General features: G+C 41.1%; 19 protein-coding genes. 16 read left to right on the top strand and 3 right to left on the bottom strand.

The genetic code is table 11. The annotated features are described in order from the left end of the window. The first annotated feature begins 88 nt into the window (after positions 1 to 88). Positions 89 to 547 carry an SAM-dependent methyltransferase gene (locus IPP86_14725; protein ID MBL0139759.1) on the top strand — a complete coding sequence of 153 codons (459 nt, stop codon included), beginning with the start codon at positions 89 to 91 and terminating at the stop codon, positions 545 to 547. Positions 548 to 674: 127 nt separating this feature from the next. Further along, positions 675 to 1,778, top strand: coding sequence for a T9SS type A sorting domain-containing protein (locus IPP86_14720; GenBank protein ID MBL0139758.1), 1,104 nt, complete (start codon positions 675 to 677; stop codon positions 1,776 to 1,778). On the opposite strand, the gene IPP86_14715 is transcribed toward IPP86_14720, so the two are convergent. After that, on the bottom strand, positions 1,779 to 2,276 hold the full coding sequence (locus tag IPP86_14715) for a 6,7-dimethyl-8-ribityllumazine synthase (GenBank protein ID MBL0139757.1): 498 nt from the start codon (positions 2,274 to 2,276) through the stop codon (positions 1,779 to 1,781). It lies immediately after the preceding gene. Positions 2,277 to 2,320: 44 nt separating this feature from the next. Then, the gene (locus tag IPP86_14710; protein ID MBL0139756.1) at positions 2,321 to 3,001 is read right to left on the bottom strand and encodes a tetratricopeptide repeat protein; all 681 of its coding nucleotides are present in this window, start codon (positions 2,999 to 3,001) and stop codon (positions 2,321 to 2,323) included. Positions 3,002 to 3,148: 147 nt separating this feature from the next. Between IPP86_14710 and IPP86_14705 the strand changes: the two genes are divergently transcribed. The 12 genes from IPP86_14705 to IPP86_14650 all read left to right on the top strand — a co-directional run bounded on the left by IPP86_14705 (position 3,149) and on the right by IPP86_14650 (position 14,045). Then, positions 3,149 to 3,613 (top strand): DUF4920 domain-containing protein, encoded by a 465-nt coding sequence (locus IPP86_14705; protein ID MBL0139755.1) that lies wholly within the window; start codon positions 3,149 to 3,151, stop codon positions 3,611 to 3,613. Then, positions 3,610 to 4,161 (top strand): redoxin domain-containing protein, encoded by a 552-nt coding sequence (locus tag IPP86_14700; GenBank protein ID MBL0139754.1) that lies wholly within the window; start codon positions 3,610 to 3,612, stop codon positions 4,159 to 4,161. Before IPP86_14705 ends, IPP86_14700 begins: the two co-directional genes overlap by 4 nt. Further along, a complete protein-coding gene (locus IPP86_14695) occupies positions 4,148 to 4,999 on the top strand; it encodes a hydroxymethylglutaryl-CoA lyase (protein ID MBL0139753.1) in 852 nt (283 codons plus the stop codon). The genes IPP86_14700 and IPP86_14695 overlap by 14 nt, the downstream gene beginning before the upstream one ends. A gap of 151 nt (positions 5,000 to 5,150) precedes the next feature. Next, positions 5,151 to 6,203 (top strand): hypothetical protein, encoded by a 1,053-nt coding sequence (locus tag IPP86_14690; protein MBL0139752.1) that lies wholly within the window; start codon positions 5,151 to 5,153, stop codon positions 6,201 to 6,203. Positions 6,204 to 6,225: 22 nt separating this feature from the next. After that, entirely contained in the window at positions 6,226 to 7,254 is a 1,029-nt protein-coding gene (locus IPP86_14685; protein MBL0139751.1) for a hypothetical protein, read from the top strand. 326 nt (positions 7,255 to 7,580) lie between these two features. Next, positions 7,581 to 8,033 (top strand): Hsp20/alpha crystallin family protein, encoded by a 453-nt coding sequence (locus IPP86_14680; GenBank protein ID MBL0139750.1) that lies wholly within the window; start codon positions 7,581 to 7,583, stop codon positions 8,031 to 8,033. Positions 8,034 to 8,185: 152 nt separating this feature from the next. After that, positions 8,186 to 8,974, top strand: a complete 789-nt coding sequence (gene surE / locus IPP86_14675) for a 5'/3'-nucleotidase SurE (GenBank protein MBL0139749.1) — start codon at positions 8,186 to 8,188, stop codon at positions 8,972 to 8,974. Then, a complete protein-coding gene (locus tag IPP86_14670; protein MBL0139748.1) occupies positions 8,958 to 9,254 on the top strand; it encodes a hypothetical protein in 297 nt (98 codons plus the stop codon). The genes surE and IPP86_14670 overlap by 17 nt, the downstream gene beginning before the upstream one ends. Before the next feature lie 4 nt (positions 9,255 to 9,258). Further along, positions 9,259 to 9,549 (top strand): hypothetical protein, encoded by a 291-nt coding sequence (locus tag IPP86_14665; GenBank protein ID MBL0139747.1) that lies wholly within the window; start codon positions 9,259 to 9,261, stop codon positions 9,547 to 9,549. Continuing rightward, the gene (gene lpxB, locus IPP86_14660) at positions 9,549 to 10,673 is read left to right on the top strand and encodes a lipid-A-disaccharide synthase (protein MBL0139746.1); all 1,125 of its coding nucleotides are present in this window, start codon (positions 9,549 to 9,551) and stop codon (positions 10,671 to 10,673) included. Before IPP86_14665 ends, lpxB begins: the two co-directional genes overlap by 1 nt. Before the next feature lies 1 nt (position 10,674). Next, the gene (locus IPP86_14655) at positions 10,675 to 11,829 is read left to right on the top strand and encodes a SpoIID/LytB domain-containing protein (GenBank protein MBL0139745.1); all 1,155 of its coding nucleotides are present in this window, start codon (positions 10,675 to 10,677) and stop codon (positions 11,827 to 11,829) included. A gap of 83 nt (positions 11,830 to 11,912) precedes the next feature. Beyond that, entirely contained in the window at positions 11,913 to 14,045 is a 2,133-nt protein-coding gene (locus tag IPP86_14650; protein MBL0139744.1) for a ComEC family competence protein, read from the top strand. On the opposite strand, the gene IPP86_14645 is transcribed toward IPP86_14650, so the two are convergent. Then, positions 14,031 to 14,873, bottom strand: a complete 843-nt coding sequence (locus IPP86_14645; protein MBL0139743.1) for an MBL fold metallo-hydrolase — start codon at positions 14,871 to 14,873, stop codon at positions 14,031 to 14,033. The two genes, IPP86_14650 and IPP86_14645, sit on opposite strands and share 15 nt — an antisense overlap. 114 nt (positions 14,874 to 14,987) lie before the next feature. Here IPP86_14645 and IPP86_14640 point away from each other — a divergent pair, with 114 nt between their 5' ends. Continuing rightward, on the top strand, positions 14,988 to 16,385 hold the full coding sequence (locus IPP86_14640) for a peptidoglycan synthetase (protein MBL0139742.1): 1,398 nt from the start codon (positions 14,988 to 14,990) through the stop codon (positions 16,383 to 16,385). Positions 16,386 to 16,395: 10 nt separating this feature from the next. Next, entirely contained in the window at positions 16,396 to 17,181 is a 786-nt protein-coding gene (locus IPP86_14635) for a DUF1573 domain-containing protein (protein ID MBL0139741.1), read from the top strand. Positions 17,182 to 17,188 lie beyond the last annotated feature (7 nt).

Here is a 17,188-nt window from a genome sequence, read left to right as displayed (position 1 = left end):
CTTTTTTTTTTTTTTTTTTCCCCCCCCCTCCCCCACGAATTCTATTTTTTATCTTGTTCCATTCATCTTGATTTTAATATCGAAATTAATGGAAATTATTTTAAAACCTGTTGCTTTTGTTCGCAATGCCAGAACAACGCCTGATGACGACAATTGGGGAACAGTACTATCGGAAATTGTTTTGATGGATGATTTTCCTTCAGAATCAATATTGGGCATAGAAGCATTTTCTCATCTGGAAATTCTATTTTATTTCAATTCACTTCCGGATTCAAAAATTGTAAGTGGTGCACGTCATCCCAGAGACAATCCTCAATGGCCACTAACGGGAATTTTTGCTCAGCGCGGTGCGGGTCGTCCGAATAAACTGGGCGCAACAATTGTTGAGTTCGTAGAACTAAAAGAACGTATTCTGGTGGTCAAAGGTCTTGATGCCATTCATGGAACACCTGTCCTGGATATCAAGCCGGTTTTTCGCGAATTTTTACCCCGAAAAGAAATTTATCAGCCTTCCTGGACAAAGGAATTAATGCGGAATTATTGGTAGATGTCAGGCTAAAATATGCCTGGTATTTTCCTTCATGCTTCGAATCATCAGAACCTCATTCTGACTTCAGAGTTCTCCAATATGTTTGGATTAATTCTAATATCTTTACAAGGTCAAATCACCTCAAATGAAACAACTGATACTCTTCGTCGCTATTCTTATTTCTTTTGATCTTTCAGCACAGATCACCATTACCACCTCGGACTTACCTAGTGCTTCAGACACTTTCCGGGTTAGCACAGGACAAGCATTCTCAGGAATGGACCCAACAATAACAGGTGCCAATTCAACATGGGATTATTCTCAGTTGACTTCCACAAGCCAGACGGTGGATTCGTTTCTGACAGTTGGAAGCACCTCAACTGTTTATTCTATTGTCTTTTTTGACAATGTCATCAATCCTAACAGAGCGAATCAGGCGGTGAGAGGACCATCCTTTGGACTTGGAGGACAAGTCAATATTTCGGATGTCTATAATTTTTTCTACAACTCATCGTCGGCATACAAACAGATTGGTTTTGGAGCCTCAGTGAATGGAGCGCCGTTGCCGGTTATTTATTCACCTCATGATGTTGTTTACAATTTACCCATGAATTTTGGTGACGCGGATTCGTCAACCAGCGGTTATGAACTGGATCTTACTTCAACGATTGGATTGTATTTTAAAGTTAATCGTACACGAAATAACATAGTTGATGGTTGGGGGTCTTTGACTACCCCTTTCGGAACGTTCGATGTACTCAGAGTGTTAACTACTATTCATGAGCGTGATAGTATTTACATTGATTCATTAGGATATGGAATAAGTACACCGGTAATTACTACAAAAGAATACAAATGGTTGGGTATTGGTCAGGGCATTCCACTTTTGCAAATCAATACGACCAACAACAATGTCGTAACACAAATCACCTACAGGGATTCACTTCCTTCTAGTTCGTCAGGAATAAATGATGGAGTTAAGTTTCAGACCATTCGTGAGTTGTTTCCGAACCCTACTAATGGCAAGACAGTTCTTCGCTTTCAACTGGAACATCCTGCTCTTGTGAGTATAGAAATTCTGAATCCTTCCGGACAGGTAGTTTCACATATTCAGCAGCAAAAATATGAATCAGGAAGTCACATTTCTGTGCTCAACAATGACACAGAAAAATTGAGTCCGGGGAATTACTTTGTAAGATTGGTAGTGGATGGAAAAGCCAGCCAGCGACAATTGATTGTTGCTGAATAATCAGGCATTCTTCAATTCTCTCTTCAGGGCGATCATTTTAACAGCGGTAACCGCTGCTTCTACACCTTTATTGCCATGTTTACCACCGGCTCTGTCCTGAGCCTGCTGCATGGTGTTTGGTGTTAATACGCCAAAAATAAAAGGGAGGGAAAATTTTATCCCGAGGTTCATCAAGCCATTCGCAACAGCGTCACAAATGAAATCAAAATGCCTGGTTTCACCCTGGATCACACAACCCAGACAAATCACCGCGTCGGGTTGATGGGTTTCAGCCATCCACTGTGCACTGATGACCAACTCATAACTCCCGGGAACGGACTTCCTGAGAATATCAGAAGGGGAGCAACCCAATTCGAGCAGGCAGTCACGAACACCGGTAAATAGGGCTTCTGTGATTTCAGTATTCCATTCGGATACAACAACGGCAATACGCATTCCTGATGCGGAAGGAGTATTGGCCAGTTCGAACTCGCTGAGATTTTTATGTGCAGTAGACATGGGTTGAAAAAAGAAAACCGAACACAAGGTCCGGTTTTTTTATTTTAGTTGCCAGCGAGAGAATTTGCCCGGGCAATGTATTTATCTATCTGAGCTCCTTCCGGTGAAGAAGGGTAGTCCTTTTTGAGATGTTCATACACATCAATAGCTCCTTTGTAATTTCCTTTTGATTCAAGAGCGCTTGCCCATTTCATCAGCATGATTGGAGTGGTGAATGTATTTGGATTTTCTTTTGAAGCTTTCTCATAATAAGTGGCAGCTTCTTCAGTATTTTTTAATTCCATGTATGCATCACCGATAGCGCCAAGTACAATCGAACCAGTCACTTCGTCTTTCACATCATAGCTTTTCAGCATGTCGATTGCCTTATCGTATTCTTTCTGTTTCATGTAAGCCATACCCAGATAGTAACGAGCAAGGTTACCGGATGGACTTACGCTGTATTCGTTCACGATTTCTTCGAGACCCGGGTGGTTGCCATCGCCATTGATAGCAAGTTTGAGAGAATCATTTTTGAAATATTCTTCAGCACGGAAAAGTTCCTTTTGTGCATCGGTTTCTTTTCCGGCAACGTAAACCCGTTGATAGAAAAGGTAGCCACCAACTGCCACAATAAGGGCGGCGATGATGATTCCCAGACTTTTCTTGTTCTGATCAATGAAATGCTCCGTTTTTCCGATCGCTTCGGTAACGATAAAGTCTTGATCTTGTGGTTTTTCTGCCATTTTTAGGGTATTGATTTTTAAAAACAGGCTGCAAAAATAGTCTTTTTTCCCATATTATCAATCCCTTTTCACAGGGAAGCCAGGAATCACTTTTCAACAAAGTTTTCCTTGACAGAAAGATGCTATTTTTGCAGAATCAAAACAAGAATGATGAAAAAACTGACATTTTTAATCCCTGTGGCTGTAATTCTGCTTCTGACAGCCTGTTCCGAAAACAAACAGACCGGAAATGCCTTCGGTGCAGCCTTTGATACGACCGGAGCTGTTACCATGACGGATCTGACTGCTCAGATGACGGGAAAAACCAGCATGTCCTGCACCGTCAAAGGACCTATAGCAGAAGTTTGCCAGTCGGAGGGATGTTGGTTTACAATAGCGAATGAAACCGGGGAACCGGTCACCATTAAAATGAAAGAACATAGCTTTACTGTACCAAAGGATATCGCAGGAAAGACTGCTTATTTCCATGGTACCGCTCTTTTGGACACAACATCAGTTGAAACGCTTCGTGATTATGCAAAAGACGCCGGCAAAAGTGAATCTGAAATCGCTGCCATTCAGGAGCCGAAAGTGGAACTGATGGTCGAAGCCGAAGGCGTGATCCTGCGATGATGCTTTTGAGAGCGAATCGAACCATCCTGCTTTTTTCATTGCTGCTCATGACTGCTTCGTCAGGTCATGCTCAAACCGATGCGAGCGGATACTCAGTTCCTGCTATCGGCAGTAAGGCGATGAATATTGAGGGAAAAGATCTTCAGGGAAAAGAAATATCATTGTTCTCTCTCAAAGAGAATTATCTCGTGTTGTTTTTTTACGAGACCTCTTGTCACTTTTGTGAAGCGATTTTTCCGGAAATGAAATTGAATTATCCGACATGGAAGGAAAATGGTCTGGAAGTTTATTCTATCCCTGTAAATCGTGATTATGAAGGCTGGAAATTACTTTCCAAGGAGCAAAATTTCCCCTGGATCAATGTGATAGATACCATTCATCTGGATAGTCTGAAATCCGTTTATAAAATTTCTGTTTCTCCGACAATCTTTATTCTGGACAAAAGCCGGAACATCGTTTCATCAAGACTTGTAAGGCCTGATGGAATCAACGAATGGCTGGAACAAAATCTTCAAATACATCTCCCGAATCAAAATGAACAACATTAAATTAATCGAATGTCCCAGAGATGCGATGCAGGGATGGGAAACATTTATTCCGACAGCACAAAAGGTGAACTATTTGAATTCGCTTTTGAAAGTTGGTTTTCATACTCTTGATTTCGGGAGTTTTGTTTCACCCAAAGCGATTCCACAGCTCAGGGATACTGCTGAGGTATTATCCGCTTTAGACCTGAGCGCTACCAAAACAAAATTATTGGCGATCGTCGCGAACCTTCGTGGAGCGGAACAAGCGGTTTCCTATGACGAAATCACTTATCTCGGATTTCCTTTTTCCGTTTCAGAAGAGTTTCAGAAGAGGAATACAAATTCAACAATTCAGGAATCTCTGAGTCGGGTTGAAGAGATCCAGAAATTGTGTTTGCAGAAAAATAAAAATCTGGTCATCTATATTTCAATGGGTTTTGGAAATCCTTATGGTGAGCCCTGGAATCCGGAGATTGTTATTCAATGGGTTCGTAAACTGGCGGGAATGGGAATCAAGATCATTGCCTTATCGGATACGGTTGGAGTAAGCAATCCACAGAACATCAAATCACTCTTTTCACATCTGATTCCGGAAGTTCCGGAAGTTGAGTTCGGTGCACATTTGCATTCTCATCCGATGACCTGGATGGAGAAAGTGGAAGCGGCATTTATGAGTGGTTGCAAGCGATTTGATTCCGCTTTGAAAGGAATTGGAGGATGTCCGATGGCCAATGATGATTTGGTTGGAAATCTGGCTACTGAAAATATTGTCTCTTATTTTAAAGGAAACGAACCCCTTGGACTTGATGAAAATGCCTTCAGGGAGTCCATGGCGCTTGCAGCTGAGATATTTCACTGATTTTTTCTGCAACCTTTTCCCTGTATTGCGTTTCGAATAGGTATCAAATTGTTGAAAAAAAGGGGCTGATTCGCTTCAGATTCATTCTCTTACTCAATCAATAGATTAAATTTGCACAAGAATAAAAAAAGCGGATTTCCGTTAATAGTCCATGAATAAACACCTAAAACACACTACATTTTTCCTTTTAAACCTGTTTCTTTTTCTGGGATTTTTACCGGATTTGGCAAATGCACAGGCTGCAAAATATGTAGAGATTGACGGAAAAGTCAGGAAGGATAACAAGCCAATAGGAGGGGTCGTTATCAGGATTTCAGCTCCCGGTACCCCGGATCAGACAGTCACTTCAAAGGATAATGGTTCATTCGGTTTCATGCTGGATTTTCAAAAAAAGTATACGATCACATTTGGAAAAGAAGGTCTCGTTTCCAAAATGGTTGAATTTAGTACTGTCATTCCTCAGGATTTAACGGATATTATCTATTCGCCAGAGTTTGCAATTGACCTCTTTGATGACATTGCCGGCGTTTCTCAGAATTCTGCAATGAACAAAGCTGTTGCAAAATTCTCCTATAATCCAACCTATGAAGATTTTGTATTCGATGCGAATTATTCCAAGCAAATCCAGAGTGAACAAAATATAGCCAGAAAAGAGGCCGAAGAACTCAGACGATTGCAGGAAAGAGCAAGACTGGATTCTTTGAACAAAGTCTGGAACGATTCTTTAGCAAAAGTCAAAGCAAGAGAAGCGCAATTGCTGGCTCAGCGTGCTGAACAGGATCGATTGAAAGCTGAACAGGAAAAAGCACGGCAGGATTCCATTGCAAAAGCAACCGCGGATGCTTCTGCAAGAAGTCTGGCGCTTTCGAAAGAGAAAGCCCGTCAGGATAGCATTGCGAAAGCGGAAGCTCAGGCAAATGCGTTGGCGCAGGCTCGTGAGAAAGCCCGACAGGATTCCATTTCGAAGGCCGAAGCTGAACAGGCAAAGCTCTCTGCTCTGGCACAAGCCCGGGAAAAGTCCAGACAAGACTCCCTTGCTCGTGCTGAATCGGAAAAGAGCAGAAGGGATTCACTGGCCAGAATAAAAGCTGAAGCAGATGCAAAAGCATTAGCGGAAGCGAAACTTAAAAGCGGAAGAAAAAGCCCGTCAGGATTCAATTACCCGTGCACAGGCTCAGGAGCTGGCAAGAAAGAAAGCTGTTGAAGATAGCCTCAACCAGGCTGCAATGGCACAGGAAAAAGCCCGACTCAAAGCGGAAGCCGATTTGAAAGCAAGAGAAAAAGCACGACAAGATTCTATCGCACGAGCATCAGCGTTTGAACAGAGCAGGAAGAAAGCAATTGCAGATTCCATCGCTGCTGCCGAAACCGCTGCTAAAGCAAGAGCACAACAACGCCAGGATTCTACCGCCAAAGCACTTGCTGCACAGAAGGACAGGGAGAAATTTGTTGCTGATTCTACTTCACGTGCTATTGCTGAAAAAGCGCGTATGGAAGCCCAGGAAAAATCAAGACTTGAAGCGGAAGCCAAGGCAAGGGAAAAAGCATCTCGTGATTCCATTGCGCAGGCAGAAGCAGCTGGATTAGCACGTAAAAAAGCGATTGCCGATAGTATCTCCAGAGCAGAAGCTCAGGCAAAAGCGGATCTTGCAGAGAAGCTTGCAGCTGAAGAACGAAAGAAGAAGGAAGACGAAGAATCCCGTCGTCTGCTTGCAGCTCAGGAAAAAGCACGTCAGGATTCAATTGCAAAAGCAGAATCTGAAAAACAGAAAAACGATGCATTGGCAAAAGCACAGGCTGATAATGATGCCAAAGCAAAAGCTGAAGCTGAACGAATCCGTAAACAAACAGAAGATAAAAACCGTCAGGATTCAATCCTTGCCGCTCAACGGTTGAAGGCAGAGAAGGAAGAACAGGACCGTCGTGCAAAAGCGCTTGCAGAAATTGAAGCAAAGAAATTACTGCTTTCAAAAACAAATGTACCTGCTGATGATAAGACCAAATCTGCACCAAAACCTGCAGCAGTTCCAAAGATTAAAGATTCCGATTATCACGAAGGTGTCACCGAAGAAACAGTCACCGAATCAACCAGAACGATATACAGAACTGTTGTGAAGATTGATGGAACAGCGGTGAATTACCAAAAGATCGTTTACAACTGGGGCGGTGTGTTCTTCTTCAAAAATGAAAGCAACCTTACTCAATCACTTTTTGATCAGGAGATCAAAAATGCGAAGGCAACATTGAATAAATAAGCTAGAGTATTCGGATTCGTTCGGGTAATCAGATCGCATTATAAATTGGAGGATGATTCAGGAATTCTGTTCTGAATTTTCCTCCAATTTTATTTTCAAGATATTCAATTCCCTTTGTCTGAATAGAATCTTAATTACTACTTGCTTGTACATTTTGTTTGCTGAAATTTTGTCGGTTTGATTTTTCTTTCAGGACTTTTTGTCAAGTACATTCATTGATTTTTTGACAACTTGTCTGAAAAATATAAAAAGAATTAATTTTTTGGTTCTGGTACAGGACTTGTCGGGTGCAGTTCATCAAACTTAAAAATCAAGGAGGACATAAAATGACACTCGTAAAATTCAAAAACGCTAAACCTGTTGATCGTTTCACAGGAATTCCATCAATTTTTTCCGATTTCTTTTCGGATTTTGTGAATGAAGAAGTATTGCCACGTAATGTTTTTAAATCCCTTCCTGCTGTAAACATCAGCGAATTACCTGAATCCTACCGTGTAGAACTTGCTGCTCCGGGAATGAGTAAAGGTGATTTTAAAATTGAAGTTGAAAATGGTGTACTCACCATTAAAGCGGAGAAGAAGGAAGAAAAACAGGATGAAAATTCCAAATACACCAGGAAAGAGTTTTCGTATACTTCTTTCAGCAGAACATTCACAATGCCGGATCATGTGAATACGGAATCCATTTCAGCTGAGTATGTAAACGGAGTATTAACCTTGGTTCTTCCAAAAAGAGAAGAAGCAAAGAAGAAACCTGTAAAGGAAATAGCAGTATCATAATTTCTATGTTGGTTGTTTTTATCAGAGCTGTCGGGCATTGACCCGGCAGCTTTTTTTGTGATTGGACATATTCGTAAGCGCGATTTCTGCTCTTTATTTTCTACCTTCGTGAACTGATACAAACCGGTTTGATCCGGTATAAATTATAATTCGTGAAACGTGATAAGCCGGTCATTCTGGTGACCAATGATGATGGAATTACAGCTCCCGGACTGCATAACCTGGTTCAGGCGATGGAGGGATTGGGAGAAATTACAGTGGTTGCACCCGATAGTCCTCAGTCGGGAATGGGGCATGCGATTACGATCAATCAACCATTACGTCTTGACAAAGTTGAGGTGTACCCAAAACATCAGTGGTATCAATGCAGTGGTACGCCGGTAGATTGTGTGAAAATCGCGATCGACAAAATCCTTCACAGGAAGCCGGATCTTTGTGTTTCAGGTGTAAACCATGGAAGTAATTCATCAATCAATGTGATTTATTCCGGAACCATGTCTGCCGCGATGGAAGGAGCAATCGAAGGAATTCCTTCTGTAGGATTTTCTCTTTTGAATTATGCTCTGGATGCGGATTTTTCAGCAGCCCGTGCCTATGCACGTCTCATTGCTCAGAATGTTTTGAAAAATGGATTACCCTCCGGAACTCTGCTGAATGTAAACATTCCGAATCTGAGTCTGGATAATATTAAAGGAGTAAAGGTTTGCCGCCAGGCAATGGCAAAATGGGTAGAAGAATTCGATGAACGTCTGGATCCCAACAAACGCAAATACTATTGGCTGACCGGTAAATTTATGAATGGCGATAAAGGAGAAGACACTGATGAATGGGCATTGACAAACGGATATGTATCCGTTGTTCCTGTTCAGTTTGATTTCACCGCGCATCACGCTATTTCTTTCCTTAATGAACAGAATTATGACCTTGAAAAAGTGGACTAATGATTCCTTTGTTCTGGGTCTGCTTGCAGGTGCAGTGATCTTAACGCTGAGTTATTTTCTTTTTGAATTTATCCGACTTGGTTTCGCGGATTATTATGGGAATCCCTATATTTTTCAGGCTCCAAGAGTTCAGTTGTTTTCCATCTTAGTAAATATTATTCTGTTCAGATTTTTGCTCATTCGTTTTCAGCGTGAGAAAACAGCAAAAGGAATATTATTTATCACTGTGATCGTTTCCTTTGCTTATTTCTATTACTTCTTCCGTTATATTCATCGTTAAGCCAATGCGAAATAGAATTGATCATTTTCTTATTGGATTATTATCCGGACTCCTTGTCCCGGTGATCGCATTTTGGTTGTATGCAAGCATTTACCATCATGAAGTGGGAATGTGGGACCTACTGATGGTGTTTAAAGGAAGAAATGTTCACACGCATGTAATCAGTCTTTCGGTGCTGAGTAATTTATTGGTCTTCTTTATTGGGTTATCCATGCAGTTAGAAAAATTTGCCCGTGGGATTTTAGGCGCGACCATTGCGTATGCAATTTTGGTATTCATTCTTAAATTCATCTGATGAAGTATTACATAATAGCAGGTGAAGCTTCCGGGGATTTGCACGCGTCGAATCTGATGAAGGAGATGAAATCGCTCGAACCGGGTGCAACTTTCCGTGCCTGGGGTGGGGATCTGATGGCTCAACAAGGTGCGGTGTTGGTGAAACATTACCGGGATCTTGCATTCATGGGATTTACCGAAGTTGTGATGAACCTCCGTACAATCCTGAAAAATATTGAACTCTGCAAAAAGGATTTGCTTGAAAACAGACCGGATGTTTTGATCCTTGTGGATTATCCGGGTTTCAATTTACGTATCGCTGAATTTGCCAAAGCAAACGGTATTCGTGTTTTCTATTATATCTCTCCGCAGATTTGGGCATGGAAACAATCACGTGTGCACAAAATAAAGCGCACGGTAGATAAAATGTTTGTCATCCTGCCTTTTGAAAAGGATTTTTACAAAAAATTTGATTTCCCGGTTGATTTTGTTGGTCATCCATTGCTCGACGCTATTGCACAGAAACGATCAGCATTTCCTTCCAGAACAGATTTTCTGAAGAAAAATAATCTTACCGATAAACCCATCATCGCTTTATTGCCCGGGAGCAGAAAGCAGGAGATCGAGACCATGTTGCCGCTGATGTTATCGGTGTTGTCATCTTTCCCTGAATATCAATTTATCATTGCCGGTGCGCCATCCCAGACGAGTGCTTATTATAAACAAGTATTGGGGCAATATGCCAACCCGGTCATCCATGATCAAACCTACGAATTGCTTTCTCATTCGGAAGCTGCATTGGTAACTTCCGGTACCGCTACTTTGGAAACGGCCTTGCTGAAGGTTCCTGAGGTCGTATGTTATAAAGGAGGAATTGTTTCCTATTATATCGCGAGATCACTGATCAAAATAAAATTTATTTCCCTTGTGAACCTGATTATGAACAGGGAAGTTGTGAAAGAATTGATCCAGCAAGAATTAAACACAGAAAATCTCACTTCAGAATTGAAGAAAATTCTTCATACAGGAAATCGTGAGAAACTTCTGAAGGATTATGAAGAACTTGCTGAAATACTGGGTGGGGTAGGAGCTTCTGCAAAAGCGGCCAAACTGATGATTGAATTCAGTTCAGAAAAAAAATGAAATGTCAAAGGCAAGTCTGGTGATTTGGTTAAGCTTCATTTCTATCAATGTTTTTGGTATTGACATTCGGGTTGGACTAAACAATATTGGTCTTTCCACTTCAGTAACCTTTATCGCAGCCGGTTCCGGCTATTCTGTCTATGAAGGTCAGAAAAAGATTTTATTCCTCCGTAAAGATGAATCTGTTCGCGTGGAAGCAAAAGGTTCACGGATGCAATTAAAAAAGTTTACCAAACCAAGAGGGCTTTTCAAGGAACTGAAATTTGTCGCCGAAAATGATTCCGGTTTTTTTCGCATAAGAAGCAATCACCCCGAAACCCCAACGATACCGTATGATGGAGGTCTTGAACTGCGTTTTGTTTCTTCCAAAATTGGATTAATTAACATACTGAATATTGAGAAATATGTCGCCGCTGTGGTGGAATCAGAAGTTGGAAATGTCAGCTACACGGAATTCTTAAAGGTTCAGTCAATTCTCGCCCGTACATTTGTTATGAGTCATCGGGAACGTCATGCTCAGGAAGGTTTTTCTGTTTGTGATCAAACCCATTGTCAGGCGTATAATTCCAGAAATCGATTTAATGATTCAATACCGGAGCAAGTCAGAGCAACAGCCAATCTGGTCATTGCTGACACATTGAACAACCTGATTGCAGCTCCTTATCACAGCAATTGTGGCGGACAGACTATTGCTGCGCAGGACGTATGGAGCGGAGCTCTTCATAATACCCAATCCGTCGTTGATTCCTTTTGTCTTTTGTCCGCACATTCCACTTGGCAAAAATCAATTCCAAGAAATGAATGGGTGAAATACCTGAGTCTTAATGGTGCAGCTTTGCCTGATTCTGCAAATATTGATTCTTCCGTTTCCTTTCAACAGGAAAAACGTATGGTTTGTTTTAAACCGGAAGGAATTGGTCTGCCCTTAAAGAAAATTCGTGATGATTTTAATCTAAACTCTACTTTTTTCAGTGTTTGTCTGAAGGAGGATTCCATCCTCTTTGTCGGAAGAGGATTTGGTCACGGAGTTGGTTTATGCCAGGAAGGAGCAATCGAAATGGCTCAATTGGGATTTCATTGTGAAGAAATTCTTCATTTTTATTTTAGAGATACCCGGGTGACAGATTTTAATCTTTGTCAGAATCCTAAAAGATAATTTTCATTCTTATTTGAGGTTGAATATCGGGTGGTTTTTTAAAAATCCGGGAATCACATTTTTTCAATGTTCTACATTGCGCCATGCGTAGTTGGAATGAAACGCCGGTACTGCGGCTTTTACCTTTTTGCATTGGAGGAATACTTGCAGGACTAACATTTGAAATATCCCGGTTTGTTTTATTTGCGTCATTATCTATTTCGCTCTCTTCGTTTTTGTTGTGTTATTATTTCGTGTCAAGGAGATATTCGGGTATTCGGGTGTTCATGTTGGGATTGACCTCTTTTCTTCTTATGTTCATTCTCTTCATAAACTTTACTTTTTTAAATACTCAAAAGAATTATCCTTTTCATTTTCGAAATTCTGATCGTTCTGAATCTTTTCTGGCTGTCATACAGGAAGCTCCCAAAGAGAAGGGGAGTTCATATCGTTGTGAAGCAGAAATTCTTCAGGAAAGAACTGATCATATCTGGAAAGTGGTAGACGGAAAAGTGCTAATCTATTTTTATAAAGATGGGTTGAAGGATATTCCTGCTTATGGCGACAGGATTGTGTTTACAAAAAAGCCGGAAGAAGTTAAGGAACCTCTAAATCCTGAGCAGTTCAATTTTAAAAAATGGCTCAGTAGCCATCAGGTGTATGATCAGCTGAATTTAAAACAAGGCGAATTCATAATTACAGAACACCACAAAGCCTCGCGATTAGTGGAGTGGGCAATCGGTTTAAGAGATCAATGGATCCGGGTGTTTCAGGAGAATGAAATTAAGGGACAGGAATATGCAGTCTTATCAGCATTGATTTTGGGGTATGATGATGAAATCAATCAGGAAACTATGCAGGCTTACGCGGCTTCCGGTGCTTTACATATTCTGTCGGTTTCCGGTATGCATCTGGGGATTATTTACGGAGCCTTGCAGGCATTGCTTTCTTTTTTATCCCGTCACAAGAAACTTCGGCTACTACGATCCATTATTGTTATTCTGTTTTTGTGGTTTTATGCTTTACTGACCGGACTTTCACCTTCTGTACTTCGTTCGGCAATGATGCTTACATTTATTGTTATCGGACAAACTCTGGATCGATCAACAAATACATATAACACACTTGGAGCTTCGATGCTCGCTTTGTTTGTGTTCTTTTCTCCTCACTTGATTTTACAGGCGGGTTTTCAGCTTTCTTATCTTGCCGTTGGTGGGATTTTGTTTTTATACAAGTTCATTGAAAATAAACTCTATTTTAAATCCTGGCTTGGGAAACAAATCTGGAGTATTCTTTCGGTTTCTATCGCTGCACAGGTTGCAACTTTTCCCTTGAGTTTATATTACTTTCATCAGTTTCCGAATTACTTTCTGCCTTCAAATTTGGTGGTCATTCCGATTTCAACAGCAGTTATTTTTGGTGGGATTTTATTGCTTTTATTTTCTTCATGGACGTTTGCGGCAATTAAAATTGCCTGGATAGCCGGGAAATTAGTGTGGGCCTTGAATTTCTCCGTTTACACTGTTGAACAATTGCCTTATTCTTTAATACAAAATGTCTATGTCTCGGAATGGAGTCTTGGATTTTGGTATTTGTCTCTTTTATTCCTAAGCATCTATTTTAAGGAAGCCAGAAAGGTTTTCTTTTGGTTGAGTGGAATAGCAATTACCACTTTACTATCTCTTCAACTTATGCGGGAGATCGGAGTCAGAGAACAGGAGAAAATTGTGGTTTATCATTTTCCGAAGCAGACTTGTATACAACTCATCGATGGTCGAACAGGTTTCCTTCTTGCTGATTCATTTTGTATCGCAAATTCAGGGAAGAGAAAGATGCTTACTGTTGGATATGAAATTAAATCCGGTATTTCTGAAGAGCGAAATACAATTCTGAGCTTTGAAAAATGTGACACCACTTTTTCAGACGGGAATCAGTTCGCAATAAATTCCGGAAGGATTCAATTTGGTGAAATACGATTGGATATTCTTCACCCTTCAAATCAAAAAATGGAACATGTTTCTGATGCGGAATACCTGTTAATCAGTCATAATTACAAGCCACCTGTTCATTTCGCGTTGAAATACCCAAAATGCAGGATGGTGATCCTGGATGGGGGTAATTCAGAATATCGAAGCAAACAGTGGAAGAAATTATGTGAAGAGAATACTATTCAGTTTTATTCCACAAGCAGGGAAGGGGCTTTTCTTTTGGAGCCGGAGAAATCACCCGATTTCTGATAAAGCCATTCTGGTTTTCACACGAGCACCTTTTTCGGTTTTTTCCAGTGAGGAACATTCGTTAATGGGATCGTGCTCATAGAACAGAATGTAATCCTTATCTGCAGCTTCTTTCAGGAACTTTTCCTTTTCTTCCAGAGTGATGAGCGGGCGCATATCATAAGCCATAACATAGGCAAGAGGAACATGAGCAGCGGAAGGGATCAGGTCGGCACAATAAGCTACTGTTCTTCCATTATAATTAATGATCGGAAGCATCATGGATTCGGTATGTCCGTTTACACACAGTACTTTGAAGCCGGGAAATAATTCTTCTCCGTCACCTATAAATTTCAGATGTCCGCTTTCCTGGATCGGCAAAATATTCTCTTTCAGGAAACTCGCTTTTTCTCGAGCATTTGGTTTGACGGCCCAATCCCAATGAGATTTATTACTCCAGTAGGTTGCATTTGGAAAAGCGAGTTCATATCCATCTCTCGCGGAATTCCATTTTACACTTCCACCGCAATGATCAAAATGCAGATGCGTGAGAAAGACATCGGTGATATCGTTTTCTGTAAAACCATGTTTACGGAGCGATTTTGAAAGAGAATCATCGCCATTCAAAAAGTAATAACTGAAGAATTTTTGATCCTGTTTGTCTCCAAGTCCATTGTCGATCAAAACCAGGCGATTCCCATCTTCCACCAGTAGACATCGCATTGCCCAGTTGCACATGTTATTTTCATCCGCAGGGTTTAATTTGTTCCATATTGATTTTGGGACCACACCAAACATGGCGCCTCCGTCCAGTTTTAAATTGCCGGTCTCGATGGTATAGAGTTTCATACTATTGGTTCTTAAGAAGCCGCAAAATACGTAATTTGCCTGTTCGTAACGCTGTGGAAAGATGCTCCCGGTGATTATTCCTGATCGAAAAAGTAAATTTACCTTCGATTTCAAATGACAGATAGCAAGAAACAACATATCCATTTTATCGCCATCGGAGGTGCCGCCATGCACAACCTTGCGTTGGCGCTGCATCAAAAGGGTTACTTTATCACCGGGTCCGATGATGAAATCCTTGAGCCATCGCGGTCCAGATTAAAGGCTGCCGGTTTGCTTCCTGAAAAGGATGGATGGCAACCGGAATTGATTAATGCCGGGATGGACGCGATTATCCTGGGTATGCATGCCAGGGCCGACAATCCGGAATTGTTACGTGCAAAGGAATTGGGATTGAGGATATTTTCATATCCGGAATACCTGTATGAACAATCCAAAGACAAAATTCGTGTTGTAATCGGTGGTAGTCATGGCAAGACAACCATCACATCCATGATTTTGTATGTGCTACGGCAATCAGGACTGGACTTTGATTACATGGTTGGAGCCAAGCTGGAGGGTTTTGATACCATGGTTCGCTTGAGCGATGCTCCGATAATTGTACTCGAAGGCGATGAATATTTGTCTTCACCGATTGATCGTCGTCCGAAATTTCATTTGTATCATGCCAACATTGCCCTGATCAGTGGCATAGCCTGGGATCACATCAATGTATTTCCAACCTATGAATCTTATCTCGAGCAATTCCGGATTTTCGCGGATCAGGTTCCTGTGTCCGGTAAATTGATTTATTGTGAATGTGATCCGGAAGTAAAGCAATTGGTGGATCAGTCTGCGACTCCCGCGACAAAGATAGCTTATGGAATTCCCAAACATGAAATCCGAAACGGTACAACCTGGTTGAAAACGGATTCGGGCGAAATTCCATTGATTGTATTCGGGGATCACAACCTGATGAATCTGGAAGGCGCCCGTGCAGTGTGTAATTTACTTGGGATTGGAAACGAACAATTTTATAAAGCAATCCAATCGTTTAAAGGAGCTGCCCGAAGACTGGAGCTTTTGGCGAAAACAGATGATGTAGCAGTGTTCAAGGATTTTGCCCATTCTCCATCAAAACTCAAAGCAACTACCGAGGCAGTCAGACAACAATATCCGAACAGAACACTGGTTGCATGCATGGAGTTACATACATTCAGCAGCCTTAACGAAGAATTTCTGGATCAATACAAAGGGTCAATGGATGGATGTGATATCGGTATTGTTTATTTTAATCCCCATACAATTGAGCATAAAAAGCTAAAACCAATATCTCCGGAACGTGTGAAAGAAGCATTTGGAAATGCAGGATTGAAAATCTATACGGATTCTAAACGTCTTGTGAATGATTTATTCCAAATGGATCCGAAGGGAAAAGTATTTTTGATGATGAGTTCCGGTAATTTTGATGGACTTTCACTGGAAGATTTCGCGACAAAAATTGCAGGCCCGACAATTTCTGCTACATCACATTAATTTTAGAATTATGGAAAGAAAAATTTTCATCCTCGTATTCGTCTTTGTTTTTCAAATTTTATTTGTCAGTGCTCAAAACCAGGTTGTAGCTTCCAATCCAACTTTGCAGGACAAATACGCGAAAAAATCCGGCAGTCTTCGGTTCACTTCAAGTACTTTAAATCTTGGCAGGATTGCGGACAACACGATCAGAAAAGATACCATTCGAATCTACAACAGCGCTTCCAGACCTATTACACTGACTTTAGGAAGCAAAAGCCCTGAGCATCTTCAATTGGCTTTAAGTAACACATCGCTTGAGCCGGGAAGGGAAGGTTGGTTGGCAATTTCATTTGATGCAGCTGTTAAAAAGGACTATGGTTTTGTGATGGACCGGATTAGTCTGATTACAAATGACTCTATTCAGCCTACTAAATTTCTCAATCTCACCGCAACCATTTTTCAGTTTTTTCCACCGATGAGTGCGGAAGACTCAGCGCTGGTGCAAAAAGCAAGAGTGCCTGAACTTAGTTTCAATTATGGTGGTATTCGCCAGGGAGAAAAAAGATCTCATGATTTTGTGATCTACAACGATGGTAAAAAAGACTTGATGATTTATAAGGCCAAATCAAGTTGTGGCTGCATCCATACATCTCTTTCCAAGACAACAATAGCTCCGGGAGACAGCGCGATGGTGAAAATTGATTTCGATTCTTTTGGAAAAGAAGGAAAAGATTCCCGTTCAATCAGTGTTTATTTGAATGATCCTGCAATGCCGGAGTTAAAGCTGGAAATGGCAGGAGAAATTATTAAATAATTCTGAA

The organism is Bacteroidota bacterium (genome assembly GCA_016720935.1).
GTDB lineage: Bacteria > Bacteroidota > Bacteroidia > AKYH767-A > 2013-40CM-41-45 > JADKJP01.
This window is presented reverse-complemented; position numbering and strand designations above follow the sequence as displayed.

Bases quoted from the DNA above. Each gene is read 5' to 3' on its own strand.
- IPP86_14700 (MBL0139754.1), top strand. From the start codon at position 3,610: ATGATGCTTTTGAGAGCGAATCGAACCATCCTGCTTTTTTCATTGCTG.
- IPP86_14705 (MBL0139755.1), top strand. From the start codon at position 3,149: ATGATGAAAAAACTGACATTTTTAATCCCTGTGGCTGTAATTCTGCTT.
- IPP86_14645 (MBL0139743.1), bottom strand. From the start codon at position 14,873: ATGAAACTCTATACCATCGAGACCGGCAATTTAAAACTGGACGGAGGC.
- IPP86_14725 (MBL0139759.1), top strand. From the start codon at position 89: ATGGAAATTATTTTAAAACCTGTTGCTTTTGTTCGCAATGCCAGAACA.
- IPP86_14640 (MBL0139742.1), top strand. From the start codon at position 14,988: ATGACAGATAGCAAGAAACAACATATCCATTTTATCGCCATCGGAGGT.
- IPP86_14720 (MBL0139758.1), top strand. From the start codon at position 675: ATGAAACAACTGATACTCTTCGTCGCTATTCTTATTTCTTTTGATCTT.
- IPP86_14690 (MBL0139752.1), top strand. From the start codon at position 5,151: ATGAATAAACACCTAAAACACACTACATTTTTCCTTTTAAACCTGTTT.
- IPP86_14655 (MBL0139745.1), top strand. From the start codon at position 10,675: ATGTCAAAGGCAAGTCTGGTGATTTGGTTAAGCTTCATTTCTATCAAT.
- IPP86_14650 (MBL0139744.1), top strand. From the start codon at position 11,913: ATGCGTAGTTGGAATGAAACGCCGGTACTGCGGCTTTTACCTTTTTGC.
- IPP86_14680 (MBL0139750.1), top strand. From the start codon at position 7,581: ATGACACTCGTAAAATTCAAAAACGCTAAACCTGTTGATCGTTTCACA.
- IPP86_14635 (MBL0139741.1), top strand. From the start codon at position 16,396: ATGGAAAGAAAAATTTTCATCCTCGTATTCGTCTTTGTTTTTCAAATT.
- lpxB (MBL0139746.1), top strand. From the start codon at position 9,549: ATGAAGTATTACATAATAGCAGGTGAAGCTTCCGGGGATTTGCACGCG.
- IPP86_14710 (MBL0139756.1), bottom strand. From the start codon at position 3,001: ATGGCAGAAAAACCACAAGATCAAGACTTTATCGTTACCGAAGCGATC.
- IPP86_14695 (MBL0139753.1), top strand. From the start codon at position 4,148: ATGAACAACATTAAATTAATCGAATGTCCCAGAGATGCGATGCAGGGA.
- IPP86_14685 (MBL0139751.1), top strand. From the start codon at position 6,226: ATGGCACAGGAAAAAGCCCGACTCAAAGCGGAAGCCGATTTGAAAGCA.
- IPP86_14715 (MBL0139757.1), bottom strand. From the start codon at position 2,276: ATGTCTACTGCACATAAAAATCTCAGCGAGTTCGAACTGGCCAATACT.
- IPP86_14665 (MBL0139747.1), top strand. From the start codon at position 9,259: ATGCGAAATAGAATTGATCATTTTCTTATTGGATTATTATCCGGACTC.